The following is a 23,768-nucleotide window of genomic DNA, read 5'->3' on the forward strand; positions in this document are numbered from 1 at the left end:
TGCTCAAAGCGCCTCGAAGCACATGGCGACACCCATGCCGCCGCCGATGCAAAGCGTGGCCAGGCCCTTCTTGGCGCCGCGGCGCTTCATTTCGAACAGCAGCGTATTGAGAACGCGGGCGCCGGAGGCGCCGATCGGATGGCCGATCGCAATCGCTCCGCCGTTGACGTTGACGATCGATGGATCCCAGCCGAGATCCTTGGTGACGGCGCAGGCCTGCGCCGCAAACGCCTCATTGGCCTCGACAAGATCGAGATCGCCGACCGACCAGCCGGCCTTTTCCAGCGCCTTGCGCGAAGCCGGGATCGGGCCGGTGCCCATGATGGAAGGATCGACGCCGGCCGTCGCCCAGGAAACGATGCGGGCGAGCGGCTGGATGCCGCGCCTGACGGCTTCGGCTTCGCTCATCAGCACCGCTGCGGCCGCGCCGTCATTGAGGCCGGAGGCGTTCGCGGCCGTGACCGTGCCCTCCTTGTCGAAGGCCGGGCGCAGCTTGCCCATCGCCTCCAGCGTGGCGCCATGGCGGATATATTCGTCGGCATCGACGGTCACGTCGCCCTTGCGCGTCTGGATGAGGTAGGGAATGATCTCGTCGGCAAAACGGCCGGCCTTCTGCGCGGCTTCAGCCTTGTTCTGAGAGGCGACGGCGAACTGATCCTGATCCTCGCGCGAAAGCTGCCACTGCCGCGCAATATTCTCGGCGGTGACCCCCATATGATAGCCATGGAAGGCATCGGTCAGGCCGTCCTTGATCATCGTGTCGACCATCTTCATGTCGCCCATCTTGACGCCGCCGCGCAAATGCGCGGCATGCGGCGCCATCGACATGGATTCCTGACCGCCGGCAACGATGATCCGGGCGTCACCGGTGGCGATCTGCTGCATGCCGAGTGCGACGGCGCGCAGGCCGGAGCCGCAGAGCTGGTTGACGCCCCAGGCCGTCGCCTCCTTCGGAATGCCGGCCTTGATCGCCGCCTGGCGGGCCGGGTTCTGGCCCTCGCCAGCGGCAAGCACCTGACCAAGGATCACCTCATCCACCTCGCCGGCATCGACGCCGGCGCGCTGGAGCGCTCCCTTGATGACGGCCGCGCCGAGCTCATGCGCGGGGACCGTTGCAAAAGCGCCGTTGAACGAGCCCACTGCTGTTCGACCTGCGCTGGCGATGACGACGGATGAATTGCTCATGGGGACGCTCCTCCTCGTTTTTCGTCTCACTTACATAAGTGGAAACTGGCAAAGCTTGGGGCACAAGTCAAACGCGAAGACCGGCTGCCGTCGTTTTTCAGCATCGTCCGCCAAAGCCGATTCATCTGCTCTGTGAAAGGTTTGCCGCATCGCACAAAGAGATTGTCACCGGCCTTCTTTTGCGTTTACAGTCTGAAGTGGAGGAATATCCATAATTCAGACGGGGGTCCAGGAGACTGATATGGCGAAGCATGAGGGTCAGATCGTTATCAAGAAATACGCCAATCGCCGGTTGTACAATACGGGCACCAGCACCTATGTCACGCTGGAAGACTTGGCGGAGATGGTGAAGAGGGGCGAAGATTTTACCGTCCAGGATGCAAAAAGCGGAGATGACATCACCCATTCGGTGCTGACCCAGATTATTTTCGAACAGGAATCGAAGACCGGCAACACCCTGCTCCCGATCTCCTTCCTGCGCCAGCTCATCACCTATTACGGCGATCAGATGCAGATGGTGGTGCCGAGCTTTCTCGAACATTCGATGCGCGCCTTCACCGAACAGCAGTCCCAGATGCGTGAGCAGGTGAACCGCGCCTTCGGCGAGACGCCGCTCGGCAAGAATCTGCAACTGCCGATGCAGATGGTCGAGGACCAGGTTCGCCGCAACACCGAGCTGTTTCAGCAGGCGATGCAGATGTTCTCGCCCTTCATGACGCCGCCTGCCAAGGAAAGCCGCAAGGCCGAGGCCAAGGATATCGATGAGCTGAAGGAACAGCTCCGCGCCCTTCAGAACAAACTCGACAACCTATAATCCGATCGAGACATCCCGCCCGGCGCTCCGGATCGAGACGGCAAAACCGCCGATCACATCGATCAGAGCGATCGTCAGCAATATGAAGAATACCTGCGTCGCAGCGTCCCGGACGAGCAGAAACTCGACCAGGAAGGCGATGAACACCAGCATCGACAAGATATGGTTGATGAGGTTGCCGGGGCCGGTTCTGGTCGCCTTCAGAATTTCGAAGAACAGCACGACAAGGGCGACGACGATGAAAAGATCGCCGAGCGCCATGCTCCAGATCGCACCCGAGATCATCGACAGTACGATGACATCGTGCTGCAGCGCCGGAATGCCGCCATCGCCCATCAATCCCAGCATCGCCAGATTGTAAAGAATAAACGGGATAATCATCAGGGGCATGGCGGCTATCATCGGCAATCTCCCAGCATCATGATTTCCGAAAAATCGGATTCGATTTTCGGAAATCATGACGCGTAAATTCAAAGGGCTACAGCATCAATTGCACGTCTGAAAAGACCGCGCCGCTGGAGCGCGCAGGAAGAATACTGCCGCAAACCGCTGCCAGACCGCAAGTCATTGCAAATATTATATCGTCGAATAGAAAAGGCCGGCGTGACGCCGGCCTTGAAACTTTCGATCGGGCAAGCCGGATCGGGAAATTATGCGCTTTCCTTCGGCGTCAGAACCTGGCGGCCGCGATACATACCGGTCTTCAGGTCGATATGGTGCGGACGGCGCAGTTCGCCGGAGTTCTTGTCTTCGACGTAGGTCGGAGCCTTCAGTGCATCTGCCGAACGGCGCATACCGCGCTTGGACGGGCTTGTTTTTCTCTTCGGTACAGCCATTTCTCTTACTCCACTTGCGGGCAAAACATTCCCACGGCCAGACTGGCGGCCGAAACGGACATGTCGCGATTTCGGAATTTGGCGCGCTTATACATGCAAGGGGTGGGCTTGACCAGTCCCCATGCATATTTTTTGCGACGCCGATGATTCCTGGCTCAAACTTCGTCTTCCGCCACGATCCAACGCTCGGCCCGTGCCGCCTCTTCCCATTTCCGCCAGGCCGGATGCGCCTTCATGGTCTCCATATAGGTCAGCGTTTCGTCCCGGTTGACGAGGTCATAGATGTCGAACCGGTTGACGACAGGCGCAAACATCGCATCTGCGCCGCTGAATGCGCCAAAGAGAAACGGCCCGCCGGATTGCTGCAGCAGGTCTCGCCAGACCGTCTCGATGCGGTTGACATCGGCGTCGACACCATCGGGCAAGACGATCCTGGCCTTGGGCCGGCGGATATTCATCGGGCAGGCGGCGCGCAGCGCCCGAAACCCCGAGAGCATTTCCATCGAAACCGAACGAGCGATCGCTCGTGCGGCCCGATCGCTCGGCAGAAGGCCGGCTTCCGGGTGAAGCTCGGCGACATATTCGATGATCGCCAGCGATTCCCAGATCTTCAATGCGCCGTGCTGTAGGATCGGCACATTGCCGCTTGGCGATACCGCCTTGATGTCGGGATTGCCGCCCGGATAGTCGAAGGGGATCAGGACTTCCTCGAAATCGATGCCGACGCCCGTCAGCGCCATCCAGGGCCGGAACGACCAGGAGGAATAGTTCTTATTGGCAATGTAGAGCGTCGGTCTGTCCATGGGCTTCTCCCGTTCAGGTGTCGAAATCGAAGATCAACAGTTCGTGGAAATGGTTCATATCCTCGAACACGCAGAATGCCGGCGGCGTCAGCTCGAAAACCGGGGCCTTGCGGCGGATATCCCCGGCCACGTTGTCGAGCATCGCCTGCCAGCGCGGCAAGGCTTCGTCCTCCAGCCGTTCGATCACATAGGCGAAGGTCATGTGGAACTTATAGTCCTCATGGTTCGGCTGGCGATAGCCGAGAAGGTCGGCAAACGCGTTGCGCCAGGCGCGCATAACCCCGCGGTCATTCTCCGTCGCCCCGTCGACGAGGAGGCCCGACGGCCGAGCTTCGACAATGGCGACCTTGAAGGGATCGAACATCGTAAAACCTTCAAGCCTGGCAGCCATCAACTCGGTCATGTCATCGATCGGCGTCTCGAGCGGGAGATCGCCCGGCCAGTAATCCTGCCGGCGCCGGGTCTCGATGATACCTTCGAAAAGCGTCATGTGAAGGCTTGATATCGGCGTGAACAGGAACTGCGAAGCCTCCGGCATTGCCAGATATTTCTCCCGCGCCTCGATCAGCACCGCCTGCGACGGCGAACCCTTCTCGGCATGGCAGACGATGGTGTTGCCGGCTTCCGGCAGAAAGCCGCCGACCTTGCGATAACGGCTGCCGAGATGGGCGGGCGGGTTCGGATTGTGCGTCTTCGAATAAAGGAGAAGCTCGGGAGAAAACGTCGTGACGGTCATGGGGCGACTCGAGGGCTCTGATTAGACTCCATTCGCCCATATGGCAGAACCAAGAATGTCAGATGACGGCGGATGCCCCCATTCGAAAATCTGGAGCGCCGTTCCTAACGACACGTTCTGATATCACTCATAGATGCACTTGATGTAGTCGCCGGAACCCTGTGCCCGCCGCTCGATCACACCCGCGAGCCGGCGAAGGCCTCGTCCCGGCTTGCCGGCATTGCGATCGATCGGGTTCGGCAGCGAGACCGCAAGCAGCGACGCCTGGCGCCGCGTCAGCTTCGAGGCTGGCACCTTGAAATGATGCTGGGCCGCCGCCTCGATGCCATAGATGCCGGGACCCCATTCGGCGATGTTGAGGTAGATTTCCATCAGCCGCCGTTTCGACAGGACGAAATCCGTGGAGACGGCCAGAGGAAGCTCCATTGCCTTGCGCACAAAGGAGCGGCTGTTCCAGAGAAAGAGGTTCTTCGCCGTCTGCATCGGGATGGTGCTGCCGCCGCGCGTCGCCTGGCCTTTCAGCGTATCCTCGACCAGCATGCGCATCTCGGCCCAGTCGACGCCGCCGTGGAAGCAATATTGCCCATCCTCGGACATCATCACCGATTGCACCAGAACCGGGGCGATCTCATCAAGCGACACCCATCTGCGGTCATAGCCGCGCAACAGCACGAGATCGCGCAGCATCAGCGTCGAGACCGGATGAATGAAGGGCAACAGGTAGAAGAAGATCAGCGCATAGGGAAGGACCAGCAGGGTCAGCACGGCAAGGACAATGCGTTTCAACACACGCCGGTCTCCAAACCATCGCCGCTCGGCCGGCGCGTCGACGCTGTCCTCTATCTCTGGCGCTATATCCAATGTCCCCAGCCCGATTTCGCTCCTATCGTTCTCATAACCCCTGTGCGGCGCTTATGCCAGAGTACACGGGAAATCTTGCGGCAGCCATCGACAATTCCGTTGCAAGCCCCCATTGCGCCATGCCAAACAGCGCCCATGGATGCGAACCGGGTCACTTTCGAAACCAGGCTGAAGCACAACGCCCGCGAGATCGAGGCGCTGCTCGACGCATTGCTTTTACCGAACAGCCTCTCCGACGAAATCGCCAGGCCCGAGACCTTGCGCAGCGCCATGCACTACGCCGTGCTGAATGGCGGCAAGCGGCTGCGCCCGTTTCTGGTCGTCGAAAGCGCCGCCCTTCTCGGCGGTGACGCCGAGGCGGCCCTTCGTGTCGGCGCAGCCCTCGAATGCGTCCACTGCTATTCGCTCGTGCATGACGATCTGCCGGCCATGGACGATGATGATCTGCGCCGCGGTAAACCGACGGTCCACATCAAATTCGACGAAGCCACCGCGATCCTCGCAGGCGACAGCCTGCTGACCTACGCCTTCGACATCATCGCCGCGCCGGAAACGGCCCTTCCCGATACGAGCAAGGCAGCGCTGGTGCTGGCCCTTGCCCGCGCCGCCGGTCTCGGCGGCATGGCCGGCGGCCAGGCGCTCGATCTCGCGGCGGAAAGACAGGCCCCTGACGAGGCCGGCATCATCCGCCTGCAGGCGATGAAAACAGGCGCGCTGATCCGCTTCGCCTGCGAAGCCGGCGCCCTCATCTCGGCAAGTCCGCCGGAAGATCGCCGCCGCCTGCGCGCTTTCGGCGAAAAAATCGGCCTTGCCTTCCAGCTCGCCGACGACATCCTCGACCTGACCTCTGATGCTGCGACCATGGGCAAGGCGACCGGCAAGGATGCGGCCCGCGGCAAAGGAACGCTCGTCGCCCTGCACGGCATGGAATGGGCCGAGACCGAGCTCCGCCGGCATGTCGCCGATGCCGAGACGCTGCTTGCCCCCTACGGCGCCCGCGCCTCGACCCTCATCGCCGCGGCGCAGTTCATCGCCGACCGGAAGAGCTGACGGACCCGGACTCAGAAAAATGGGCAGCTCAGGCTGCCAATATCGCCTTGAGAGCGGCAACCAGACCGGCGCATTCCTCGTCGGTGCCGATACTGATGCGCAGGAAATCTGCAATACGCGGCTTGGCAAAAAGCCGGACGAGGATGTCCCGCTCGCGCAGAGCGGCGAGAAGCGCGGCACCCGACCGGCTTTCGTGCCTGGCAAAAATGAAATTCGCCTGGGACGGCAGAACCTCGAAATCCAGCGCTTCGAGTTCCCCAACGAGATGGTCCCGGCTGGCAATGAGCTTCTTCCGGCATGTCTCGAACCATGCTTCGTCCTGGATCGCGGCGGTCGCGGCGACCTGCGCCAGGCGATCGAGCGGATAGGAGTTGAAGCTGTCCTTGACACGCACCAACGCCTCGATCAGTTCCCGCTGCCCCAGCGCGAAACCGACGCGCAGGCCCGCAAACGAGCGGGATTTCGACAAAGTCTGGATGACAAGCAGGTTGGGATATCGGGAAATCAGCGGGATGGCGCTTTCACCGCCGAAGTCGACATAGGCTTCGTCTATCACGACGACCGCATCCGGATGGGTGGCGACAAGCGCCTCGATGTCAGCGAGCGGCAGGCCGATGCCGGTCGGCGCATTCGGATTGGGAATCATGATCGCGCCGCATGGCCTGTCATAATCCGCGAGCCGGATCTGGAACCTGTCATCGACCGGTATCTCGATCGCTTCAATACCGTATAGCAGGCTATAGGTCGGATAGAAGCTGTAGGTCACGTCGGGATAGAGCAGCGGCAGATCGTGTTTCAGCAGCGCCTGAAACACATGCGCTAGAACCTCGTCGGAACCATTGCCCACGAAGACTTCGTCCGCCCTCAGAGCGTGACGCGCCGCGATCGTCTCGCGCAATTCCGTGGCTGCGGGATCGGGATAGAGCCGCAGACGATCGTCCGTCGCTTGCCCGATCGCCTCAAGCGCCCGGGGAGACGGCCCATAGGGATTCTCGTTGGTGTTGAGCTTTACCAGGCCGGGAATGCGGGGCTGCTCCCCCGCGACATAGGGCTGAAGCTTGCTGACGATATCAGACCAGTATCGGCTCATCGAATTCGCTGCCGTTCATTCCGCCGCGGTGCGCTGACCGAAGCGCTTCTCGATATAGTCGACGACAAGCGCCTCAAAATCTGCCGCGATATTGGGGCCGCGCAGTGTCAGCGCCTTCCGGCCGTCGATAAAGACGGGAGCCGCCGGCGTCTCGCCGGTGCCGGGGAGCGAAATGCCGATATCGGCATGTTTGCTTTCTCCCGGCCCGTTGACGATGCAGCCCATGACGGCGACGTTCAGCGCTTCGACGCCGGGATATTTCTCCCGCCAGACCGGCATGTTCTTGCGGATGTCGTTCTGGATGTTCTGGGCAAGCTCCTGGAACACCGTCGAGGTCGTGCGCCCGCAGCCGGGACAGGCGGCAACGACAGGTATGAACTGGCGGAAGCCCATGACCTGCAGGATTTCCTGCGCCACCTGGACTTCGCGCGTGCGGTCGCCGTTCGGCTCGGGCGTCAGCGACACGCGGATCGTATCGCCGATGCCGTGCTGCAGCACGAAGCCCATCGCCGCCGACGAGGCGACGATGCCCTTGGTGCCCATGCCGGCCTCGGTCAGACCGAGATGCAAAGCATGATTGGAGCGTTCGGCAAGCATCGAATTGACGGCGATCAGGTCCTGCACCTGGCTGACCTTGGCCGACAGGATGATGCGGTTGCGCGGCAGGCCGATTTCTTCGGCAAGGGCTGCCGAGAGCAGCGCCGACTGCACGATCGCCTCGCGCGTCACCTGCCGGGCCGAAAGCGGCGAGCCGGCTGCGGCATTCTGGTCCATCAGCGCCGTCAAGAGATCCTGATCGAGCGAGCCCCAGTTGACGCCGATGCGCACCGGCTTGTCGTAGCGGATCGCCATCTCGATGATCTCGGCGAACTGCTTGTCCTTCTTGTCCTTGAAGCCGACATTGCCGGGGTTGATGCGGTATTTCGCCAGCGCGGCGGCACAATCGGGATGATCGGCAAGCAGCTTGTGGCCGATATAATGAAAGTCGCCGATCAGCGGCACGTCCATGCCGAGCCGCAGCAACCGCTCGCGGATCTTCGGCACGGCGGCGGCACTCTCGTCGCGGTCGACGGTGATGCGCACCAGCTCCGAGCCCGCCCGGTGGAGGGCGGCGACCTGGGCGACGGTCGAATCGATATCGGCCGTATCGGTGTTCGTCATGGACTGCACGACGACCGGCGCCCCGCCACCGACGATGACGCCGCCGACATCGACGGCAACGGAAGCGCGGCGCGGTTTCGGATCAAAATCGGCGGCTGAAGACATGAAGCGCTTTTTCACCCCTAAAAACAGTGCCTTTCAGGTGGATCATGACCGCTTTCTTGTCAACCGCCCCCGATATCACTTTTGTTGGGAGGCGGCTCAGTGGCCGCCTCCGGAGACCCCGTCGGCATAGTGGGCCAGCTTGGAAAACAGCAGAACGACCAGCAGCAGCACCGGCAGCGCCATGAAAACCACCGCAAAACCGATATGCTCGGCGACGAAGCCGATGAGGGACGGCGCAACCAGCATGCCGGAATACCCCATGGTCGTGACCACGGAAATGCCGATGCCGGGCTTGAGGCCGGGAATGTTGCCCGCCGCCGAGAAGGCGATCGGCACCATGTTGGAAATGCCGATACCGCAAAAGGCAAAGCCCAGAATGGCAAGTTCGGCATTGGGCGCCAGGCCGGCAAGCAGCATGCCGACAATGGCAAACAGCGTGCAGATCCGCAGCGTTTTGACGCCGCCGAGACGATCGCGCACCACGTCGCCGGCAAAGCGCATGATCGCCATGGTCGCCGAAAAAGCTGCGAAACCAAGACCGGAGAGCGCCACGGATGCATCCATTTCCTGCCTGAGATAGAGCGCGCCCCAGTCCAGAACCGCACCTTCCGGCACCATGGAGAACAAGGCCATCAATCCGAGCAGCCACGGCAGCGGCACCATCGGCAGTCTTGTCTTTTCCTTCTTGGCATCGGGATGCGGCGGATCGGCAAGGATCATCGGCCATGCCAGAGCGAGGAAGATTGCCGCCAGCACCGTTGCCAGTTGCGCATGGCCGAGAATGCCGAGCTTGGAAATCACGATGCCGCCGAGGCCGGAGCCGATCAGCCCGCCAAGGCTCCAGAAAGCGTGGCAGGACGACATGATGGCGCGGCGCATGGATTTCTCGACCGACACCGCATTGGCATTCATCGCCACATCCATCGCGCCGATGAAGCCGCCGAACAGGAACAGCGCGATTGCCCCGGTGATCACATTTGGCGCGAGCGTCAAGGCCAGCAGCAGCGGCAACACGCAGGCAGCCAGCACCTGAACGACGATACGCGAGCCGTGTTTGGCGATCTGCGCCCCGGCGATCGGCATCATGACCAGCGAGCCGACGCCGAAGACGAGGATCATCAGCCCGAGCTCGAACTTGCTCAGCGCCAGCCGCTCGGCAAAATCCGGGATCTTCGGCGCCCAGCAGCCGACGACGAAGCCGTTCATGAGAAAAAGCAGGGAAACAGCCGCCCTGCTTCTGGTAACGAAGCCGCTCCGAGCTCCCGGCGGCGCACTTACATGACTGTCCATTTTCGGTCTTTCCTCATTGCCGGGCTTGCAAGCGCCCGATTTCCCTAAACTTTGTGGCCGCAGCCTCAGTTCGTTTTCTCGGCGATCACCGTTCTGCATCCGCGCTCGCGGTAGCGGCCGAGAACGGCCGGATCGGCATCGTGCTCGACGACCAGGCATTCGCAATGCGCAACCGGCAGGATACTATGCGGCGCGGCCGTACCGAATTTCTCCGAGGTGACCGCCGCCAGCACTTTTCTGCTGCGGGATGCCGCGAACCGCTTGAACTCCGCATCCTCGAAGCCGAACGCGGTGATACCGGCCTCGAGATCGACACCGCAGGCGCCGAGAATGCAGAGGTCGGGCGAAATCTGCTCCATGTCCCGGAGAGCCTTGGCGCCGAGCGCCCCGCCCGTCTGCCGGTCCACCATTCCGCCGATCAGGATGACGTTGACGGCAGGCTTGTCGATCAGCGCCGCGGCGATCGCCGGCGCATTGGTCGCGGCCGTCAGCTCGAGTTCGGTGGGCAGTGCGTTGGCGATCGCCAGATTGGTGCTGCCGGCATCGAAGAATACACACGCACCGGCGGCAATCTGCGTTGCCGCGGCGCGCGCCAGCGCCTGTTTCCGATCAGCGGCAAAACCGATGCGCTGCGTCAGGCTTCCATGCGCCGGCGAAACCGGCAAAGCGCCGCCATAGACCCGCTCGCAGAGCCCTGCCGCCGCCATTTCGCGCAGGTCGCGCCGCACCGTATCCTCGGAGACACCGAATTCCAGCGCAAGTTCCGCCGCCAGCACACGGCCATTCAGCCGCAGCCTCTCGGAAATCAGCCCCTGGCGCTCTCGCAACAAAAAATCCTGCATGTTTCTACCGGCTCAATATTTCAAACATGAGAAACGTGCATAAACGCTGAAGACCGTGCAGGCAATCTGCACGATCACACGTTTTTTGACGTTATGAAACAAAGCTCCACTACCGGAGCGAAATATGGCCTATTGACCGGCCCACGGGCCGGGATTACCGATCGCATATTCTCGATTCCCGCCGGCATATCCGCCGTCTGGTGCATCTCCGTGAAAAACTCAGTCAGCCTGGGCATTCTGCTCACGAGCGTCGCCTATATGGCGTTCACCTTCCATGACGCGATCATCAAGATCCTGACATCAACCATCCCGGTCTGGCAGATCCTGTTTTTCCGCAGTCTCACCATCCTCGTCGGTTGTCTCGCCTATGGCCGCGGCAAGCTCGTCCATCAAACGATGACATCGCCGATCATCAAGCCGATGATCGTCCGCAGCATCCTTCTTCTCTCTGCCTGGCTTTCCTATTATTCCGCCGCAAGCCGCCTGCAGCTGGCTGAAGTAACGACGCTTTATTACGCCGCACCCATCGTCGGCACCCTGCTTGCATGGCTTATTCTGAAGGAGGAGGTCACGCCGGCGCGCTGGCTTGCCGTCGGCGTCGGCTTCGTCGGCGTGCTGATCGCCTGCAACCCGATCGGCCTTGCCATCTCCTGGCCGGTCTATCTGGCGCTGCAGGCAGCCGTCCTCTGGGCCTCCGCCATGGTGTTGCTGCGCAAGACCTCGCTGCACGAGAAGACCATCGTCCAGCTTGCCGTCTCCAACCTCTTTTTCCTTGTTATGACAGGCGTTGCCGTTCTCTATACGTGGCGGACGCCTGACATGACGCAGCTGGCGCTGCTCGTCGCCACCGGCGTTGTTGCCGGCGCGGCGCAGTTCGCCCTCTTCGAAGGCATGCGCCGGGCGCCCGTCTCCGTGCTTGCGCCATTCGAATACACGTCTCTCGTCTGGGCCTTCCTCCTCGGCTATCTGATCTGGGCCGATATCCCCACGCATAATGTCATCGCCGGCGCATGCATGATCCTCGGGGCCGGGTTGATCATCATCGTCAGCGAAAGGCTGCGCCGTCGCATCGCTGTCTGATGCGAATTTTCCAAGGGATTCACGGCTCAACCGGCCGCTTGAGAAAAATATTTGCAGTTGCTGCTTTTATTCGCAGTTTTTTACGCTTCCTGCGCCCTAATTTTCTGCGAACTATCCCTCATCCGATGACAACCTCCCAAGGATGGATATAACAATGAACTGGCTGAAAACCGTCGCTGCTGCCGCCCTCATTCAGGCTGCGGCCCTCTTGCCCGCCCATGCCGGCGAAAACCTCGCCGCCATTAAATCGGCCGGCGTCTTCAAGATCGGCACCGAGGGCACCTATGCGCCCTTCACCTATCATGACGAAAGCGGCAAGCTCGTCGGCTTCGATGTCGAGATCGGCGAAGCCATCGCCGCCAAGCTCGGCGTCAAGGCCGAATTCGTCGAAGGCAAGTGGGACGGCCTGATCGCCGGCCTCGACGCCAAGCGCTACGACACCGTCATCAATCAGGTCGGCATCACCGAAGCCCGCAAGCAGAAATACGATTTCTCCGAGCCCTATATCGCATCCAAGGCCGTGCTGATCGCCCGCGACGGCGACGACAGCATCAAGTCCTTCGCCGACCTCAAGGGCAAAAAATCCGCCCAGTCGCTGACCAGCAACTTCGGCAAGCTCGCCACCGAAGCCGGCGCCGAACTCGTCGGCACCGATGGTTTCGACCAGTCGATCCAGCTGGTGCTGACCAAGCGCGCCGATGCCACGATCAACGACAGCCTCTCCTTCCTCGACTTCAAGAAGCACAAGCCGGACGCGCCGGTGAAGATCGTCGCCGAGCAGGAAAATGCCGACTATTCCGGCGTCATCATCCGCAAGAACGAGCCGGAGCTGCTTGCCGAAATCAACAAGGCGCTTGCTGACATCAAGGCCGACGGCACCTACAAGAAGATCGCCGACAAGTATTTCGGCCAGGACGTTTCCAAGTAAGCTTCATTCAGGAAAAGTCCCCTCCCCAACCCCTCTCCACAAGGGGGAGGGGCTTCGATGCCGCACTGTTCTCATCTCAAAACAGCCTCTCAGCCAACAGGACGGTCGCTATTTGGTGCGCCGGGGCCTCCGCTAAGCCCCTCCCCCTTGTGGGGAAGGGTTGGGGAGGGGTATGCCACTTCAACGTACCAACCGACGAGAGGGAACTCCCTTGGCGCACTGGCTCCAACTGATGGCGGAATCGCTTCCCTCGCTCCTCTGGGCGGGGTTGACCTTCACCATTCCGCTGACCCTTCTATCCTTCGTCTTCGGCCTCGCCCTCGGGCTCGCCACCGCGATCGCCCGCCTGTTCGGGCCGAGGCCGCTTTCCGCCGTCGCCCGCTTCTATGTCTGGGTCATCCGCGGGACGCCGCTGCTCGTCCAGCTCTTCGTCATCTTCTACGGCCTGCCGAGTCTCGGCATTCTGCTCGATGCCTTTCCCGCCGCCCTGATCGGCTTTACCCTGAATATCGGCGCCTACAGCTCCGAGATCATCCGCGCCGTCATTTCCTCGGTGCCGAAGGGCCAGTGGGAAGCCGCCTATTCGATCGGCATGAGCTGGCGCCAGGCAATGAGCCGTACCATCCTGCCGCAGGCCGCTCGCGTCGCCGTGCCGCCTTTGTCGAACACCTTCATCTCGCTGGTCAAAGACACCTCGCTTGCCGCCGCCATCACCGTGCCGGAACTCTTCCAGGCGGCGCAGCGCATCGTCGCCACCACCTATGAGCCGCTGATCCTCTATATCGAGGCGGCGCTGATCTATCTCGTCCTGAGCTCCGTCCTCTCGCAGCTGCAGGTGCGGTTGGAGCGCCGCTTCGCGCGTTACGGCGGCATGCTGGAGGCAAATGCATGATCGAGCTTTCCAACATCGAAAAGCGCTTCGGCGATGCGGTTATCCTGAAAGATATCAGCATCCGCATCCCTGAAGGCAGCGTCACCGCGCTAGTCGGGCCGTCCGGCGGCGGCAAGAGCACGCTGCTACGCTGCATCAACCTACTCGAAATCCCGACCGCCGGTTCCATCCGCCTCGGAGAGGAAACGCTGGCCTTTGCGCCGGGCAAACGAACGAGCTGGTCGGCGATCCAGAAGATCCGCCGCCAGACCGGCATGGTCTTCCAGAACTTCCAGCTTTTCCCGCATCAGACCGCGATCGAGAATGTCATGGAAGGCCTGGTCACGGTGTTGAGATGGCCGCGAGAAAAGGCCCGCGAGCGCGCAATGGAGCTGCTGGCCAAGGTCGGCATGACCGAAAAGGCCAACGCCTGGCCGTCAACGCTTTCAGGCGGCCAGCAGCAGCGTGTGGCGATTGCCCGGGCGCTGGCGCCGTCGCCGCGCGTGCTTCTTTGCGACGAGCCGACCTCGGCGCTTGATCCGGAGCTTTCGGCCGAGGTGGTCGATGTGCTCGGCCGTTTGGCCGGAGAAGGCACGACGATGGTGATGGCGACCCATGATCTCAGGCTTGCCTCCAAAATCGCCAATGACGTCGTCTTCCTGGAAGCCGGAAGCGTGGTGGAAACGGGCAGCGCCAAGGCGATCTTCAATACGCCCCAGCGCGAACGCACCAAGCGCTTCATCTCGACGATCAACGCCGCCCATACCTACGATATCTGAGACAATGCCGGGATGCGAACATCCCGGCATTGCTGGAACTGCAATCAGGAGGCCGTGACGACGGCGCGCGCAGCCTTGAGCGCATTGCCCCACCAGGTGATCTGGTCGAGCAGGTTCTTGCCAGCCTCGTTGAGATGCGCGTAATCCCCCAGGCTCTTGCCCTCCTTGAGAACGGCAAGATATTCGCTGAATGCGATGTGGACGCCGGTCTTGACGGAAGCGGCACTCATTTCCACGAAGATCAGACGAAGCTGCTCGACCGCACGTGCGCCGCCGACGCCGCCATAACCGACGAAACCGACCGGCTTCTGGATGAATTCGCCGAGATCGATCGCATTCTTCAAAACAGCCGTCGGCGCATGGTTGTATTCGGCGACGGTGAATATGAAGCCATCGAATTCGCGCAGCTTCTTCTTCCAGCGCTCGGCGGATTCGCTTTCCGCCGTCGTGGCGCGCTCTTCGCCAAAGAAATGCATGGGATAGTCGAGAAGATCGAGAATCTCGACTTCGAGATCGGAGCGCTGGCTGACCAGTTCGGCGATCCACTTGGCCGGATGTTCGGCGAAACGGCCAATACGCGTGCTGCCGACAATGACGGCAATCTTCAGCTTACTCATGGAGATGGTGTCCTGATTGGTCTTGGGGGCGGATGGAGGGAGTGCCAATCTATGAGAAAACCTCCTCGCCGGGCAAGGCGAGGAAGCCGCTGACGCTTCGAAAAATCAGCTTTTTTGTCAGACCGACCGTACACAATCGGGTGATCGGCAGCATGGCCGAATGCAACCTTTCGGAAACAATCGGCGCCGCTCACCCACCGTAAACGACGAGCAGGTCCTTGGCATCGATCTGGTCGCCGGCGCGTACCAGCACCTCGGAAATCGAGCCGTCCTTTTCCGCATGCAGCGCCGTTTCCATCTTCATCGCCTCGATGGAAACGAGCACATCGCCGGCGCTGACGGCCTGGCTGGGCGAGACGAAGACACGTGAGATGACACCCGGCATCGGCGCACCGACATGGACGGCATTGCCCGGTTCGGCCTTGCGGCGGACCGCGGCACCTGTTGCCCCATGGGCCCGGTCCGGCACCTTGATGCGACGCGGCTGGCCATTGAGCTCGAAGAAGATGGTGACCATGCCCTGGCTGTCGGTCGCGCTCATCGCCTGGTTGACGATGACGAGAGTCTTGCCACGTTCGATATCGGCAAACAGTTCCTCGCCATCGGCCAGCCCATAGAAATAGGCCGGCGTCGGCAGCACCGAGACCGGGCCGTAGGTATCGGAGGCCAGTGCGAAGTCGGTGAAGACTTTCGGATACATCAGATAGGAGGCGAATTCGAAGTCGCTGACCTCGCGCTCCAGCTTCGTCTCAATGACCTTACGCTCGGCATCGAGATCGGCCTCCTTGAGCAGCGAGCCGGGACGCACCGTATAGGGCCTGTCGCCCTTCAGCGCCTTCTTCTGCAGCGCTGCCGGCCATCCCGACGGCGGCTGGCCAAGATCGCCCTTCAGCATCGAGACCACCGATTCCGGGAAGGAGACTTCGCGGTCCGGGCTGATGACGTCGGCGACCGTCAGATCCTGGCTGACCATCATCAGCGCCATGTCGCCGACCACCTTGGAAGACGGCGTCACCTTGACGATATCGCCGAACATCTGGTTGGCGTCGGCATAGGCCTGCGCCACCCGATGCCAGCGGGTTTCGAGGCCGAGCGAACGGGCCTGCTCCTTGAGATTGGTGAACTGCCCGCCGGGCATTTCATGCAGATAGACTTCCGATGCCGGACCCTTCAGATCGCTTTCGAAGGCGGCATACTGGTTACGCACCGCTTCCCAATAGAAGGAGATGCGGCGGATCCATTCCGGATCGAGGCCCGGATCGCGTTCGGTGCCGCGCAACGCCTCGACGATCGAGCCGAGACAGGGCTGCGAGGTATTGCCGGACAGCGCATCCATGGCCGCATCGACCGCATCGACGCCGGCATCGACGGCGGCAAGCACAGTCGCCGCCGCAATTCCCGACGTATCATGGGTATGGAAATGGATCGGCAGGCCGGTCGCTTCGCGCAGCGCCTTGAACAGAACCTTGGCCGCCGCGGGCTTCAGCAGGCCCGCCATATCTTTGAGCGCGATGATGTGGGCGCCGGCCTTCTCGAGTTCGACCGCAAGGTCGGTATAATATTTCAGGTCGTATTTCGGGCGGGCCGAATTGAGGATATCGCCGGTATAGCAAATCGCCGCCTCGCAGAGCTTGTTCTCCTCGGCAATGGCATCCATCGACACCCGCATGTTCTCGACCCAGTTCAGGCAGTCGAAAACGCGGAAGAGATCGATGCCGCCCTTGGCCGCCTGGCGGACGAAATATTTGACGACATTGTCGGGATAGTTGGTGTAGCCGACGCCATTGGCGCCGCGCAGCAGCATCTGCAGCAGCAGGTTCGGCGCCCCCTCGCGGATCAGCGCCAGCCGCTCCCACGGATCTTCGGTCAGGAAGCGCATCGAAACGTCGAAGGTCGCCCCGCCCCAGCATTCGAGCGACAGGAGGTTCGGCAGCGCATGCGCATAGGTGCCGGCGATGCGGGCGATGTCATAGGTGCGCATGCGGGTGGCGAGCAGCGACTGATGGCCGTCGCGCATCGTCGTGTCGGTCAGAAGCACGCGCTTCTCGTTGCGCATCCATTCGCCGAATTTCTTCGGGCCGAGCGTGTCGAGCAGCTGCTTGGTGCCGTCCTTGACGGTGTTGCCGTTGGCGTAGGGCACCACCGGCTGGGCGGCATTGTCAAGCGGCCGCGGCCTGTCCTTGGCCTCGGGATGGCCGTTGACGGTGACATCGGCGAGATAGGTCAGAAGCTTCGTCGCGCGGTCCTGGCGCTTGACCTGCTGGAAGAGTTCCGGCGTCGTGTCGATGAAGCGGGTCGTGTAGCTGTTGTCACGGAATTTCGGATGGCCGATGATCGCTTCGAGGAAGGTCAGGTTGGTGGCGACGCCGCGGATACGGAATTCGCGCAGCGCCCGGTCCATACGGGAAATCGCCTCGGACGGATTGGGCGCCCAGGCCGTCACCTTGACGAGCAGCGGATCGTAGTAGCGGGTGATGATCGCGCCGGAATAGGAGGTGCCACCGTCGAGGCGGATGCCGAAACCGGAGGCCGAGCGATAGGCGGTGATGCGGCCGTAATCCGGAATGAAATTGTGCTCCGGATCTTCCGTGGTGATGCGGCACTGCAGCGCGTGGCCGTTGAGGCGGATGTCGGCTTGCGCGGGAACGCCCGATTCCGGCGTGCCGATCGCAAAGCCGTCGAGAATGTGGATCTGCGCCTTGACGATGTCGATGCCGGTGACGACTTCGGTCACCGTATGTTCGACTTGGATGCGCGGATTGACCTCGATGAAATAGAATTTGCCGGTATCGGCATCCATCAGATATTCGACGGTACCGGCGCCGACATAGTTGGTCGCCGCTGCAATCTTCAGCGAATAGGCGGCAAGCTCCTGGCGCTGTGCTTCCGAGAGGTAGGGCGCCGGCGCGCGCTCGACGACCTTCTGGTTGCGGCGCTGGATCGAGCAGTCACGTTCGAACAGATGCACGACATTGCCGTGCGTATCGCCGAGAACCTGGCTTTCGACGTGGCGGGCGCGCTCGACGAGCTTTTCCAAATAGACCTCGTCCTTGCCGAAGGCGGCCATCGCCTCACGCTTGGCCTCCGTCACTTCGCGGGCAAGGTCCTTCGGATCGCGGATGGCGCGCATGCCGCGCCCGCCGCCGCCCCAGGAGGCCTTCAGCATGACGGGATAGCCGATCTCCTCGGCCATCTTTGCCACTTCCTTCATATCGTCCGGCAGCGGCCCGGTGGCCGGCACCACAGGCACGCCGACCGAGATCGCCAGATTGCGCGCCGCAACCTTGTTGCCGAGCTGCCGCATTGTATCGGCCTTCGGGCCGATGAAGATAATGCCGGCCTCGTTGCAGGCATCGACGAATTCGGGGCTTTCCGACAGCAGGCCGTAGCCGGGATGAATGGCGTCGGCGCCCGAGAGCTTGGCAACGCGGATCACCTCATCGATCGACAGATAACTTTCGATCGGGCCCATGTCCTTGGCAAGATGCGGGCCGCGGCCGACCTGATAGCTCTCGTCCGCCTTGAAGCGGTGCAGCGCCAGCTTGTCTTCCTCCGCCCAGATCGCCACTGTTTTTATTCCAAGCTCGTTGGCCGCGCGGAACACGCGAATGGCAATTTCGGAGCGATTGGCAACGAGAATCTTGGAAATGGGCAAAACGGTCTCCTCAGACGTTCAGACGCGGGCATGCTGCACCCGCGAAGGAAATTCTTAACTTCTTGTCACAGGAAGTTCAATTTCTCTTGCGACTGCGAAATGCAATTTCTCGCCATTTTGGATGCGAATGATATCAGGCCATGCCGGTTTAAATCTGAGACCTTATTTAAATCAAAGAAGTAACATGAAAACCGCTGATACTTTCGGCACCAGCCTCTAGCGTATCAGACCGTGACGAAAGGCAAGCGCCACCGCCTGCTGCCGGTTTTTCGCCTTCAGCTTGTTCTGCAGGCCGTTCATATACCAGTCGACGGTGTGGTTTGAGATCTTCAACATCTTGCTGATTTCTATCGAAGTCATGCCTTCGGCGAGATAATGCAGGATTTCCATTTCGCGTCGCGTCAGCGGCGTTTCGGCCGGCAGCACGGTTTCCAGCGCCTCAGCCTCGCCTCTCAGCTCGAGCAATCGCCAGAAGGACTTGCGTGCCACCGCCTCGAACAGGGCGATCTCCATCGGTGACAGCTCGACGGGCTTGCCGGCGAGACTGAGGCTGCCGAGAATGCCGTTCCGTCCGTGGATCGGAAAGATGTAACCGTCTTCCAGTCCGTGACCGAAAGCATCGACCATCATCTGCTCCATACGGCGCTGCTGCGCATCCTTGCGGAAGGCCGCCAAGCTTTCCCGCCAGCCGAAAGGCCGCTGCGCATGGGCAAGATAGCGCACCATCGGGTCGATCTGGACATATTTTTTCGCGGTATAGATTTGCGGCCATTGTTCCGGCCATCGCCCGGCAAGCGCCGCAGCCCAGGGTTCCGGAATCTGCTGTGCCGGATTCTGCGGCAAATGGCGCAGCAGGCCGTAATATTCGAAGCCGCAATCGCGGATGACATGCTCCAGCTCGGTGACGACAGCTTGAGGATTTGACGATTCTCCCAGAATGATAAGCAATTGAATTAACGCATTAATATTCACAAAGCGCCCCTTGTCCGGACCGGTGCCCGCATCAGGCCGTCGGCGGCTTTCACATTGTCGCGAAACGGTCTTCTTCAAAAAATGCAGTCTCTAATTTAATGCTGCGCTAAACATTTATTAAAATGCAAGCGCAAATTGTTGCGGGGATATAGCCGAGCAATAATTTGAGCGCCAGGGTTATCTCGTCGCATCCTGGGATAGCACGATCGGGTAATCGTCGCGGGATTGAACCCTGAATACGCCGTTAATCGCCGGTTCAGGTAACCTTTTGTAGCATCGCATCATCCCGTTTTTCGCAGATGCACAAGAGGTTCGACGTGACGCTATTCAAGGTCTATGCAAGAGCTCTGCGCTATCTTGGCGCCTACAAGCTGCGCGTATCCCTGGTCGTGGTGGCCAACATCGTTCTGGCGACGATTACCATCGCGGAGCCGATCCTGTTCGGTCGTATTATCGATGCGATTTCCGGTAAGGGTGAGGTCAAGCCCATCCTGTTCATGTGGGCGACTTTCGCCGTCTTCAACACCATTGCCTTCGTCCTGGTCGCCCGCGAGGCCGACCGGCTCGCCCATGGCCGGCGGGCGACGCTGCTAACGGAAGCCTTTGGTCGCATCATTTCCATGCCGCTCGGCTGGCACCATCAGCGCGGCACCTCCAACGCGCTGCATACATTGCTGCGCGCCTGCGAAACGCTGTTCGGCCTCTGGCTGGAATTCATGCGCAACCACCTGTCGACGGTTATCGCGCTTGCTCTTTTGATACCGACCGCAATGTCGATGGACCTGCGCCTTTCAGCCGTCCTGATGGTGCTCGCCATCGCCTACTGGCTGATCGGCCGCGTCGTCATGAGCCGCACCAAAGACGGCCAGGCTTCGGTCGAGAACCACTATCACACCGTCTTCTCGCATGTCAGCGACTCGATCAGCAACGTGTCGGTGCTGCACAGCTACAACCGCATCGAGGCTGAAACCAGGGCGCTGAAATCCTTCGCCGACCGTCTGCTCGAAGCCCAGTATCCGGTGCTCGACTGGTGGGCGATCGCCAGTGCGCTAAACCGCATGGCTTCGACCATTGCGATGATGGTGGTCCTGATCATTGGTACCATGCTCGTTCAGTCCGGCCAGATACGCGTCGGCGACGTCATCGCCTTCATCGGCTTCGCCAACCTGCTGATCGGCCGCCTCGACCTGATGCGCCAGTTCGCCACGCAGATTTTCGAGGCCCGCTCCAAGCTCGAGGAATTCTATGCGCTCGAGGACTCGGTGCGTGACCGTGAAGAGCCGGCCGGCAACGGCGAGATCAAGGAGGTCAAGGGTGCGATCGAATTCCGCGACGTCTCCTTCGGCTTCGGCAATTCCTCGCAGGGCCTGCACAATGTCTCCTTCTCGGTGAAGGCAGGCCAGACGGTCGCCATCGTCGGCCCGACCGGCGCCGGCAAGACGACGCTCGTCAACCTGCTCCAGCGGGTCTACGACGCTCAGGGCGGCCAGATCCTCGTCGACGGCACCGATATCACCAAGGTGACCCGCAAGTCGCTGCGTCGCCATATCGCCACCGTCTTCCAGGATGCGGGCCTGCTGAACCGCTCGATCAGCGACAATATCCGCCTTGGCCGCGAAGGCGCCAGCGAAGAGGAAATGCGCCGTGCGGCCGAAGCCGCCGCCGCCGCCGACTTCATCGAGACCCGCGAGGATCGCTACGATACCCATGTTGGCGAACGTGGCAACAAGCTCTCCGGCGGCGAGCGCCAGCGCATCGCGATTGCCCGCGCCATCCTCAAGGACGCGCCGATCCTGGTGCTCGACGAGGCGACCTCGGCGCTCGACGTTGAAACCGAAGCCCGCGTCAAGGCGGCGATCGACAATCTGCGCCAGAACCGCACCACCTTCATCATCGCCCACCGCCTGTCGACGGTCCGTGAAGCCGACATGGTGCTCTTCCTGGATGACGGTCGCGTGGTCGAACAGGGCAGCTTCGACGAGCTCAGCCACAGCAATGGCCGCTTCGCCGCCTTGCTGCGCGCCAGCGGCATCCTGACGGACGAAGAGGTCCGCAAGGCCCACACCACCGAAGCCGCCTGATCGGTTCGGGTTTCAAGATGAAGGCCGGAAGGGTAACTCCTTCCGGCCTTTTTGTTTGCCTGAGCCCTGGAAGCGGCGTTGAAGCGTATGGCACCCCCTCCCCCCTGCCGGCATCTCGCCCACAGGTGGGGAGATCGGCTGGGCGGACCCGCTCGTTCCAACATTGCGTGGGGAGATTCCATCCCCGCGTCGATCTCCCTCCTTGTTGTGGGGGTCCGAAGGACGGGTCGAGACCCGGGGCTCGACCCCGGGTCCGGCAGGGCAGAGGGGTATCCCACCCGCAAATCTCCGCTCTGACCCGGACAGATTGATCACCCCACCGATCTTCCCTAACCTTCGCCAGTCAACGAGCACGAGGGAGATTATGAAGGTCCTGCGCATCGTCGCCAATATCCAGGCACCTGACATCACCCCGGCCAGACGCTTCTATCAGGATATCCTCGGTTTCGACGTCATCATGGACCACGGCTGGATCACGACCTTCGGCGCCGCAACTGACATGACCGTTCAACTCAGCATCGCCCGCGAAGGCGGTTCCGGAGGTGCCTGACCTCTCGATCGAGGTGGACGACCTCGATGCCGCTTCCGACGCAATGTCGGCCTCCGGCTTTCCGATCGAGTACGGCCCCGCCGCCGAACCATGGGGCGTCCGTCGCTTTTACGTGCGCGATCCCTTCGGCAAGCTGGTGAACATGCTCGTCCATAAAAATTAAGCCGGCGGCCCTTCGGCCGCCGGCTCCTTCATCTCCGATGATCCCGGAAACTATTTCCGATCGTTGCGGCGATAGGTATTTGCCGTGCCGATACGGACGGGAACCGCCATGGTGGCGGGCTTCGTGACCAGTTTCGTCTTGACCTTGCCCTGCTGGCGCTTGCGCTCGAGATAATAGGCATAGGCGAATTGTGTGGCGACACCTGATATCACGAAGAGCGGACCGACCAGCGGATCCTTGTTGGTGATGTAGAGCACCACCTGGCCGATCATGGCGAGGATTGTGCCGGCGACGAAGATGTTCAGCGAATGGCGGCCGAGGATCGTCAGCGGATGGTGCGCAGGGCGGCGCAGAATGCGCGAGAACGCCGGAATGCTGATGACGAGATAGGTCAACGCAAGCACATGCAGCAGACGCGGCAGCGACAGGAAGGTCTTGTCGAAACCGGTGATGACGGTTGGCAGGCCAAGCGCGGCCAGCGAATTGCCGAGGGTCCACAGATGGCCGGTCACCCAGATAAAAGACAGCGCGACGTAAGCGGCCGCAGCCGCAAGCAGCAGCGGATGCCGCGGGATTGTGCCGCCGCGCTTGATATGCAGCATCGAAACGATGCCGATCGTAAACAGGAACTGCCAGGAGAGGGGATTGAGGAACCAGTAGCTCTCGATCAGCATGTTGTGCGGCGCCACCTGGTAGATGCCCGCAAGCAGCCAGACCGTGCCGGAAACGCCAAGCGCCAGCAACGGGCTGCGCGCATTCAGCAGCAGGATGACCGGCACCATCAGCATCAACGCGCCGTACATCGGCAGGATATTGTTGTAGCCGATCTGGTGGCCGAGCAGCAGCAGCGCCGGGATGCCTTCCTTCAGGTTCATCAGCACCGCCAGGATGTTGATTTCGACCAGCAAGCCCGGCCGTTGAAACAGCCAGGCGCCTGAGATGAACAGCGCCAGCGTCATGAAGGTGGTGATCATATGAGCGAGGTAGAGCGTGAAGGCGCGTTTTATTGCCTTGATCGCCATCTTGAGCCGGTTGCCTGGCCGGAACCCGGAACCATAGGCCAGGCCGACGGCAATGCCGGAGATCAGCACAAAGGCCTCGGCAGCATCGGAAAAACCGAAATTCTTCGTCGTCACATATTCGAAAATCTGCCCGGGAACATGATTGATGAAGATCATGATCAGCGCCACGCCGCGCAACACGTCGAGCCTCGTGTCACGTGTTGGCGCAGCTGCGGATAGGGAACTGCGCCCAGCGACGATGGCTTCGGACGGCGTGCTTGCCATGGGTCTCTCCTCA

21 protein-coding genes and 1 pseudogene are annotated in these 23,768 nt (G+C 61.2%); 8 read left to right on the forward strand and 14 right to left on the reverse strand.

Going from position 1 to position 23,768, the window contains the following annotated elements:
• Window positions 1–3: 3 nt before the first annotated feature.
• Complete coding sequence (locus tag PO860_RS19725) at window positions 4–1,185, reverse strand: acetyl-CoA C-acetyltransferase (protein ID WP_183608518.1); 1,182 nt, start codon at window positions 1,183–1,185, stop codon at window positions 4–6.
• A gap of 241 nt (window positions 1,186–1,426) precedes the next feature.
• On the opposite strand from PO860_RS19725, the gene phaR reads away from it, so the two are divergent.
• Entirely contained in the window at window positions 1,427–1,999 is a 573-nt protein-coding gene (gene phaR, locus PO860_RS19730; protein ID WP_183608517.1) for a polyhydroxyalkanoate synthesis repressor PhaR, read from the forward strand.
• Here phaR and PO860_RS19735 read toward each other — a convergent pair.
• From PO860_RS19735 to mtgA, 5 genes are all read right to left on the reverse strand, one after another.
• Complete coding sequence (locus PO860_RS19735; protein ID WP_183608516.1) at window positions 1,994–2,401, reverse strand: hypothetical protein; 408 nt, start codon at window positions 2,399–2,401, stop codon at window positions 1,994–1,996. The genes phaR and PO860_RS19735 overlap by 6 nt on opposite strands.
• Window positions 2,402–2,649: 248 nt before the next feature.
• Window positions 2,650–2,835 carry a 50S ribosomal protein L32 gene (rpmF, locus tag PO860_RS19740; protein ID WP_003543812.1) on the reverse strand — a complete coding sequence of 62 codons (186 nt, stop codon included), beginning with the start codon at window positions 2,833–2,835 and terminating at the stop codon, window positions 2,650–2,652.
• A gap of 155 nt (window positions 2,836–2,990) precedes the next feature.
• Window positions 2,991–3,638 carry a glutathione S-transferase family protein gene (locus tag PO860_RS19745; RefSeq protein ID WP_272783539.1) on the reverse strand — a complete coding sequence of 216 codons (648 nt, stop codon included), beginning with the start codon at window positions 3,636–3,638 and terminating at the stop codon, window positions 2,991–2,993.
• A 13-nt stretch (window positions 3,639–3,651) separates the two neighbouring features.
• Complete coding sequence (locus tag PO860_RS19750) at window positions 3,652–4,374, reverse strand: DUF1868 domain-containing protein (protein WP_272783538.1); 723 nt, start codon at window positions 4,372–4,374, stop codon at window positions 3,652–3,654.
• Window positions 4,375–4,497: 123 nt separating this feature from the next.
• Window positions 4,498–5,235 (reverse strand): monofunctional biosynthetic peptidoglycan transglycosylase, encoded by a 738-nt coding sequence (gene mtgA / locus PO860_RS19755; RefSeq protein ID WP_183608513.1) that lies wholly within the window; start codon window positions 5,233–5,235, stop codon window positions 4,498–4,500.
• A gap of 135 nt (window positions 5,236–5,370) precedes the next feature.
• On the opposite strand from mtgA, the gene PO860_RS19760 reads away from it, so the two are divergent.
• Window positions 5,371–6,285, forward strand: coding sequence for a polyprenyl synthetase family protein (locus tag PO860_RS19760; RefSeq protein ID WP_183608512.1), 915 nt, complete (start codon window positions 5,371–5,373; stop codon window positions 6,283–6,285).
• A 28-nt stretch (window positions 6,286–6,313) separates the two neighbouring features.
• Here PO860_RS19760 and hisC read toward each other — a convergent pair whose 3' ends face one another.
• The 4 genes from hisC to PO860_RS19780 all read right to left on the reverse strand — a co-directional run bounded on the left by hisC (window position 6,314) and on the right by PO860_RS19780 (window position 10,773).
• On the reverse strand, window positions 6,314–7,375 hold the full coding sequence (hisC, locus tag PO860_RS19765) for a histidinol-phosphate transaminase (protein ID WP_273884419.1): 1,062 nt from the start codon (window positions 7,373–7,375) through the stop codon (window positions 6,314–6,316).
• A gap of 15 nt (window positions 7,376–7,390) precedes the next feature.
• Complete coding sequence (gene ispG / locus PO860_RS19770; protein WP_183608510.1) at window positions 7,391–8,641, reverse strand: flavodoxin-dependent (E)-4-hydroxy-3-methylbut-2-enyl-diphosphate synthase; 1,251 nt, start codon at window positions 8,639–8,641, stop codon at window positions 7,391–7,393.
• A gap of 96 nt (window positions 8,642–8,737) precedes the next feature.
• Window positions 8,738–9,931 carry an MFS transporter gene (locus tag PO860_RS19775; protein WP_273884418.1) on the reverse strand — a complete coding sequence of 398 codons (1,194 nt, stop codon included), beginning with the start codon at window positions 9,929–9,931 and terminating at the stop codon, window positions 8,738–8,740.
• A 65-nt stretch (window positions 9,932–9,996) separates the two neighbouring features.
• Entirely contained in the window at window positions 9,997–10,773 is a 777-nt protein-coding gene (locus PO860_RS19780) for a DeoR/GlpR family DNA-binding transcription regulator (RefSeq protein ID WP_273884417.1), read from the reverse strand.
• Between the two features lie 210 nt (window positions 10,774–10,983).
• Here PO860_RS19780 and PO860_RS19785 point away from each other — a divergent pair, with 210 nt between their 5' ends.
• The 4 genes from PO860_RS19785 (at window position 10,984) to PO860_RS19800 (ending at window position 14,431) form a co-directional block, all read left to right on the forward strand.
• Window positions 10,984–11,853, forward strand: coding sequence for a DMT family transporter (locus tag PO860_RS19785; RefSeq protein ID WP_183608507.1), 870 nt, complete (start codon window positions 10,984–10,986; stop codon window positions 11,851–11,853).
• 154 nt (window positions 11,854–12,007) lie between these two features.
• Complete coding sequence (locus tag PO860_RS19790; RefSeq protein WP_272783533.1) at window positions 12,008–12,781, forward strand: amino acid ABC transporter substrate-binding protein; 774 nt, start codon at window positions 12,008–12,010, stop codon at window positions 12,779–12,781.
• Window positions 12,782–12,992: 211 nt separating this feature from the next.
• A complete protein-coding gene (locus PO860_RS19795) occupies window positions 12,993–13,673 on the forward strand; it encodes an amino acid ABC transporter permease (protein ID WP_273884416.1) in 681 nt (226 codons plus the stop codon).
• Window positions 13,670–14,431 carry an amino acid ABC transporter ATP-binding protein gene (locus tag PO860_RS19800; protein ID WP_272783532.1) on the forward strand — a complete coding sequence of 254 codons (762 nt, stop codon included), beginning with the start codon at window positions 13,670–13,672 and terminating at the stop codon, window positions 14,429–14,431. The genes PO860_RS19795 and PO860_RS19800 overlap by 4 nt, the downstream gene beginning before the upstream one ends.
• A gap of 44 nt (window positions 14,432–14,475) precedes the next feature.
• Here the strand turns inward: PO860_RS19800 and PO860_RS19805 are convergent, their stop codons facing one another.
• The 3 genes from PO860_RS19805 to PO860_RS19815 all read right to left on the reverse strand — a co-directional run bounded on the left by PO860_RS19805 (window position 14,476) and on the right by PO860_RS19815 (window position 19,675).
• A complete protein-coding gene (locus tag PO860_RS19805) occupies window positions 14,476–15,048 on the reverse strand; it encodes an NADPH-dependent FMN reductase (protein WP_183608503.1) in 573 nt (190 codons plus the stop codon).
• 190 nt (window positions 15,049–15,238) lie between these two features.
• Complete coding sequence (pyc, locus tag PO860_RS19810) at window positions 15,239–18,703, reverse strand: pyruvate carboxylase (protein WP_273884415.1); 3,465 nt, start codon at window positions 18,701–18,703, stop codon at window positions 15,239–15,241.
• Between the two features lie 216 nt (window positions 18,704–18,919).
• Complete coding sequence (locus PO860_RS19815) at window positions 18,920–19,675, reverse strand: LuxR family transcriptional regulator (protein ID WP_275037948.1); 756 nt, start codon at window positions 19,673–19,675, stop codon at window positions 18,920–18,922.
• 317 nt (window positions 19,676–19,992) lie between these two features.
• Here PO860_RS19815 and PO860_RS19820 point away from each other — a divergent pair, with 317 nt between their 5' ends.
• Window positions 19,993–21,756: a glucan ABC transporter ATP-binding protein/ permease gene (locus PO860_RS19820; RefSeq protein ID WP_183608500.1), complete on the forward strand. Its 1,764-nt coding sequence runs from the start codon at window positions 19,993–19,995 to the stop codon at window positions 21,754–21,756.
• A 364-nt stretch (window positions 21,757–22,120) separates the two neighbouring features.
• Window positions 22,121–22,469 (forward strand): annotated as a pseudogene (locus PO860_RS19825) (VOC family protein).
• A gap of 50 nt (window positions 22,470–22,519) precedes the next feature.
• On the opposite strand, the gene PO860_RS19830 reads toward PO860_RS19825, so the two are convergent.
• Complete coding sequence (locus PO860_RS19830; protein ID WP_275037949.1) at window positions 22,520–23,755, reverse strand: OpgC family protein; 1,236 nt, start codon at window positions 23,753–23,755, stop codon at window positions 22,520–22,522.
• Window positions 23,756–23,768: the final 13 nt, after the last annotated feature.

The organism is Rhizobium binxianense (assembly GCF_028994275.1).
GTDB classification, from domain to species: Bacteria; Pseudomonadota; Alphaproteobacteria; order Rhizobiales; family Rhizobiaceae; genus Rhizobium; species Rhizobium binxianense.

What these genes read in the sequence shown, in the direction of transcription:
- rpmF (WP_003543812.1), bottom strand. Translation starts at nt 2,835, where the DNA reads ATGGCTGTACCGAAGAGAAAAACAAGCCCGTCCAAGCGCGGTATGCGC.
- PO860_RS19780 (WP_273884417.1), bottom strand. Translation starts at nt 10,773, where the DNA reads ATGCAGGATTTTTTGTTGCGAGAGCGCCAGGGGCTGATTTCCGAGAGG.
- PO860_RS19750 (WP_272783538.1), bottom strand. Translation starts at nt 4,374, where the DNA reads ATGACCGTCACGACGTTTTCTCCCGAGCTTCTCCTTTATTCGAAGACG.
- PO860_RS19745 (WP_272783539.1), bottom strand. Translation starts at nt 3,638, where the DNA reads ATGGACAGACCGACGCTCTACATTGCCAATAAGAACTATTCCTCCTGG.
- PO860_RS19805 (WP_183608503.1), bottom strand. Translation starts at nt 15,048, where the DNA reads ATGAGTAAGCTGAAGATTGCCGTCATTGTCGGCAGCACGCGTATTGGC.
- PO860_RS19775 (WP_273884418.1), bottom strand. Translation starts at nt 9,931, where the DNA reads ATGGACAGTCATGTAAGTGCGCCGCCGGGAGCTCGGAGCGGCTTCGTT.
- PO860_RS19725 (WP_183608518.1), bottom strand. Translation starts at nt 1,185, where the DNA reads ATGAGCAATTCATCCGTCGTCATCGCCAGCGCAGGTCGAACAGCAGTG.
- PO860_RS19790 (WP_272783533.1), top strand. Translation starts at nt 12,008, where the DNA reads ATGAACTGGCTGAAAACCGTCGCTGCTGCCGCCCTCATTCAGGCTGCG.
- PO860_RS19735 (WP_183608516.1), bottom strand. Translation starts at nt 2,401, where the DNA reads ATGATAGCCGCCATGCCCCTGATGATTATCCCGTTTATTCTTTACAAT.
- hisC (WP_273884419.1), bottom strand. Translation starts at nt 7,375, where the DNA reads ATGAGCCGATACTGGTCTGATATCGTCAGCAAGCTTCAGCCCTATGTC.
- PO860_RS19760 (WP_183608512.1), top strand. Translation starts at nt 5,371, where the DNA reads ATGGATGCGAACCGGGTCACTTTCGAAACCAGGCTGAAGCACAACGCC.
- phaR (WP_183608517.1), top strand. Translation starts at nt 1,427, where the DNA reads ATGGCGAAGCATGAGGGTCAGATCGTTATCAAGAAATACGCCAATCGC.
- ispG (WP_183608510.1), bottom strand. Translation starts at nt 8,641, where the DNA reads ATGTCTTCAGCCGCCGATTTTGATCCGAAACCGCGCCGCGCTTCCGTT.
- PO860_RS19800 (WP_272783532.1), top strand. Translation starts at nt 13,670, where the DNA reads ATGATCGAGCTTTCCAACATCGAAAAGCGCTTCGGCGATGCGGTTATC.
- PO860_RS19830 (WP_275037949.1), bottom strand. Translation starts at nt 23,755, where the DNA reads ATGGCAAGCACGCCGTCCGAAGCCATCGTCGCTGGGCGCAGTTCCCTA.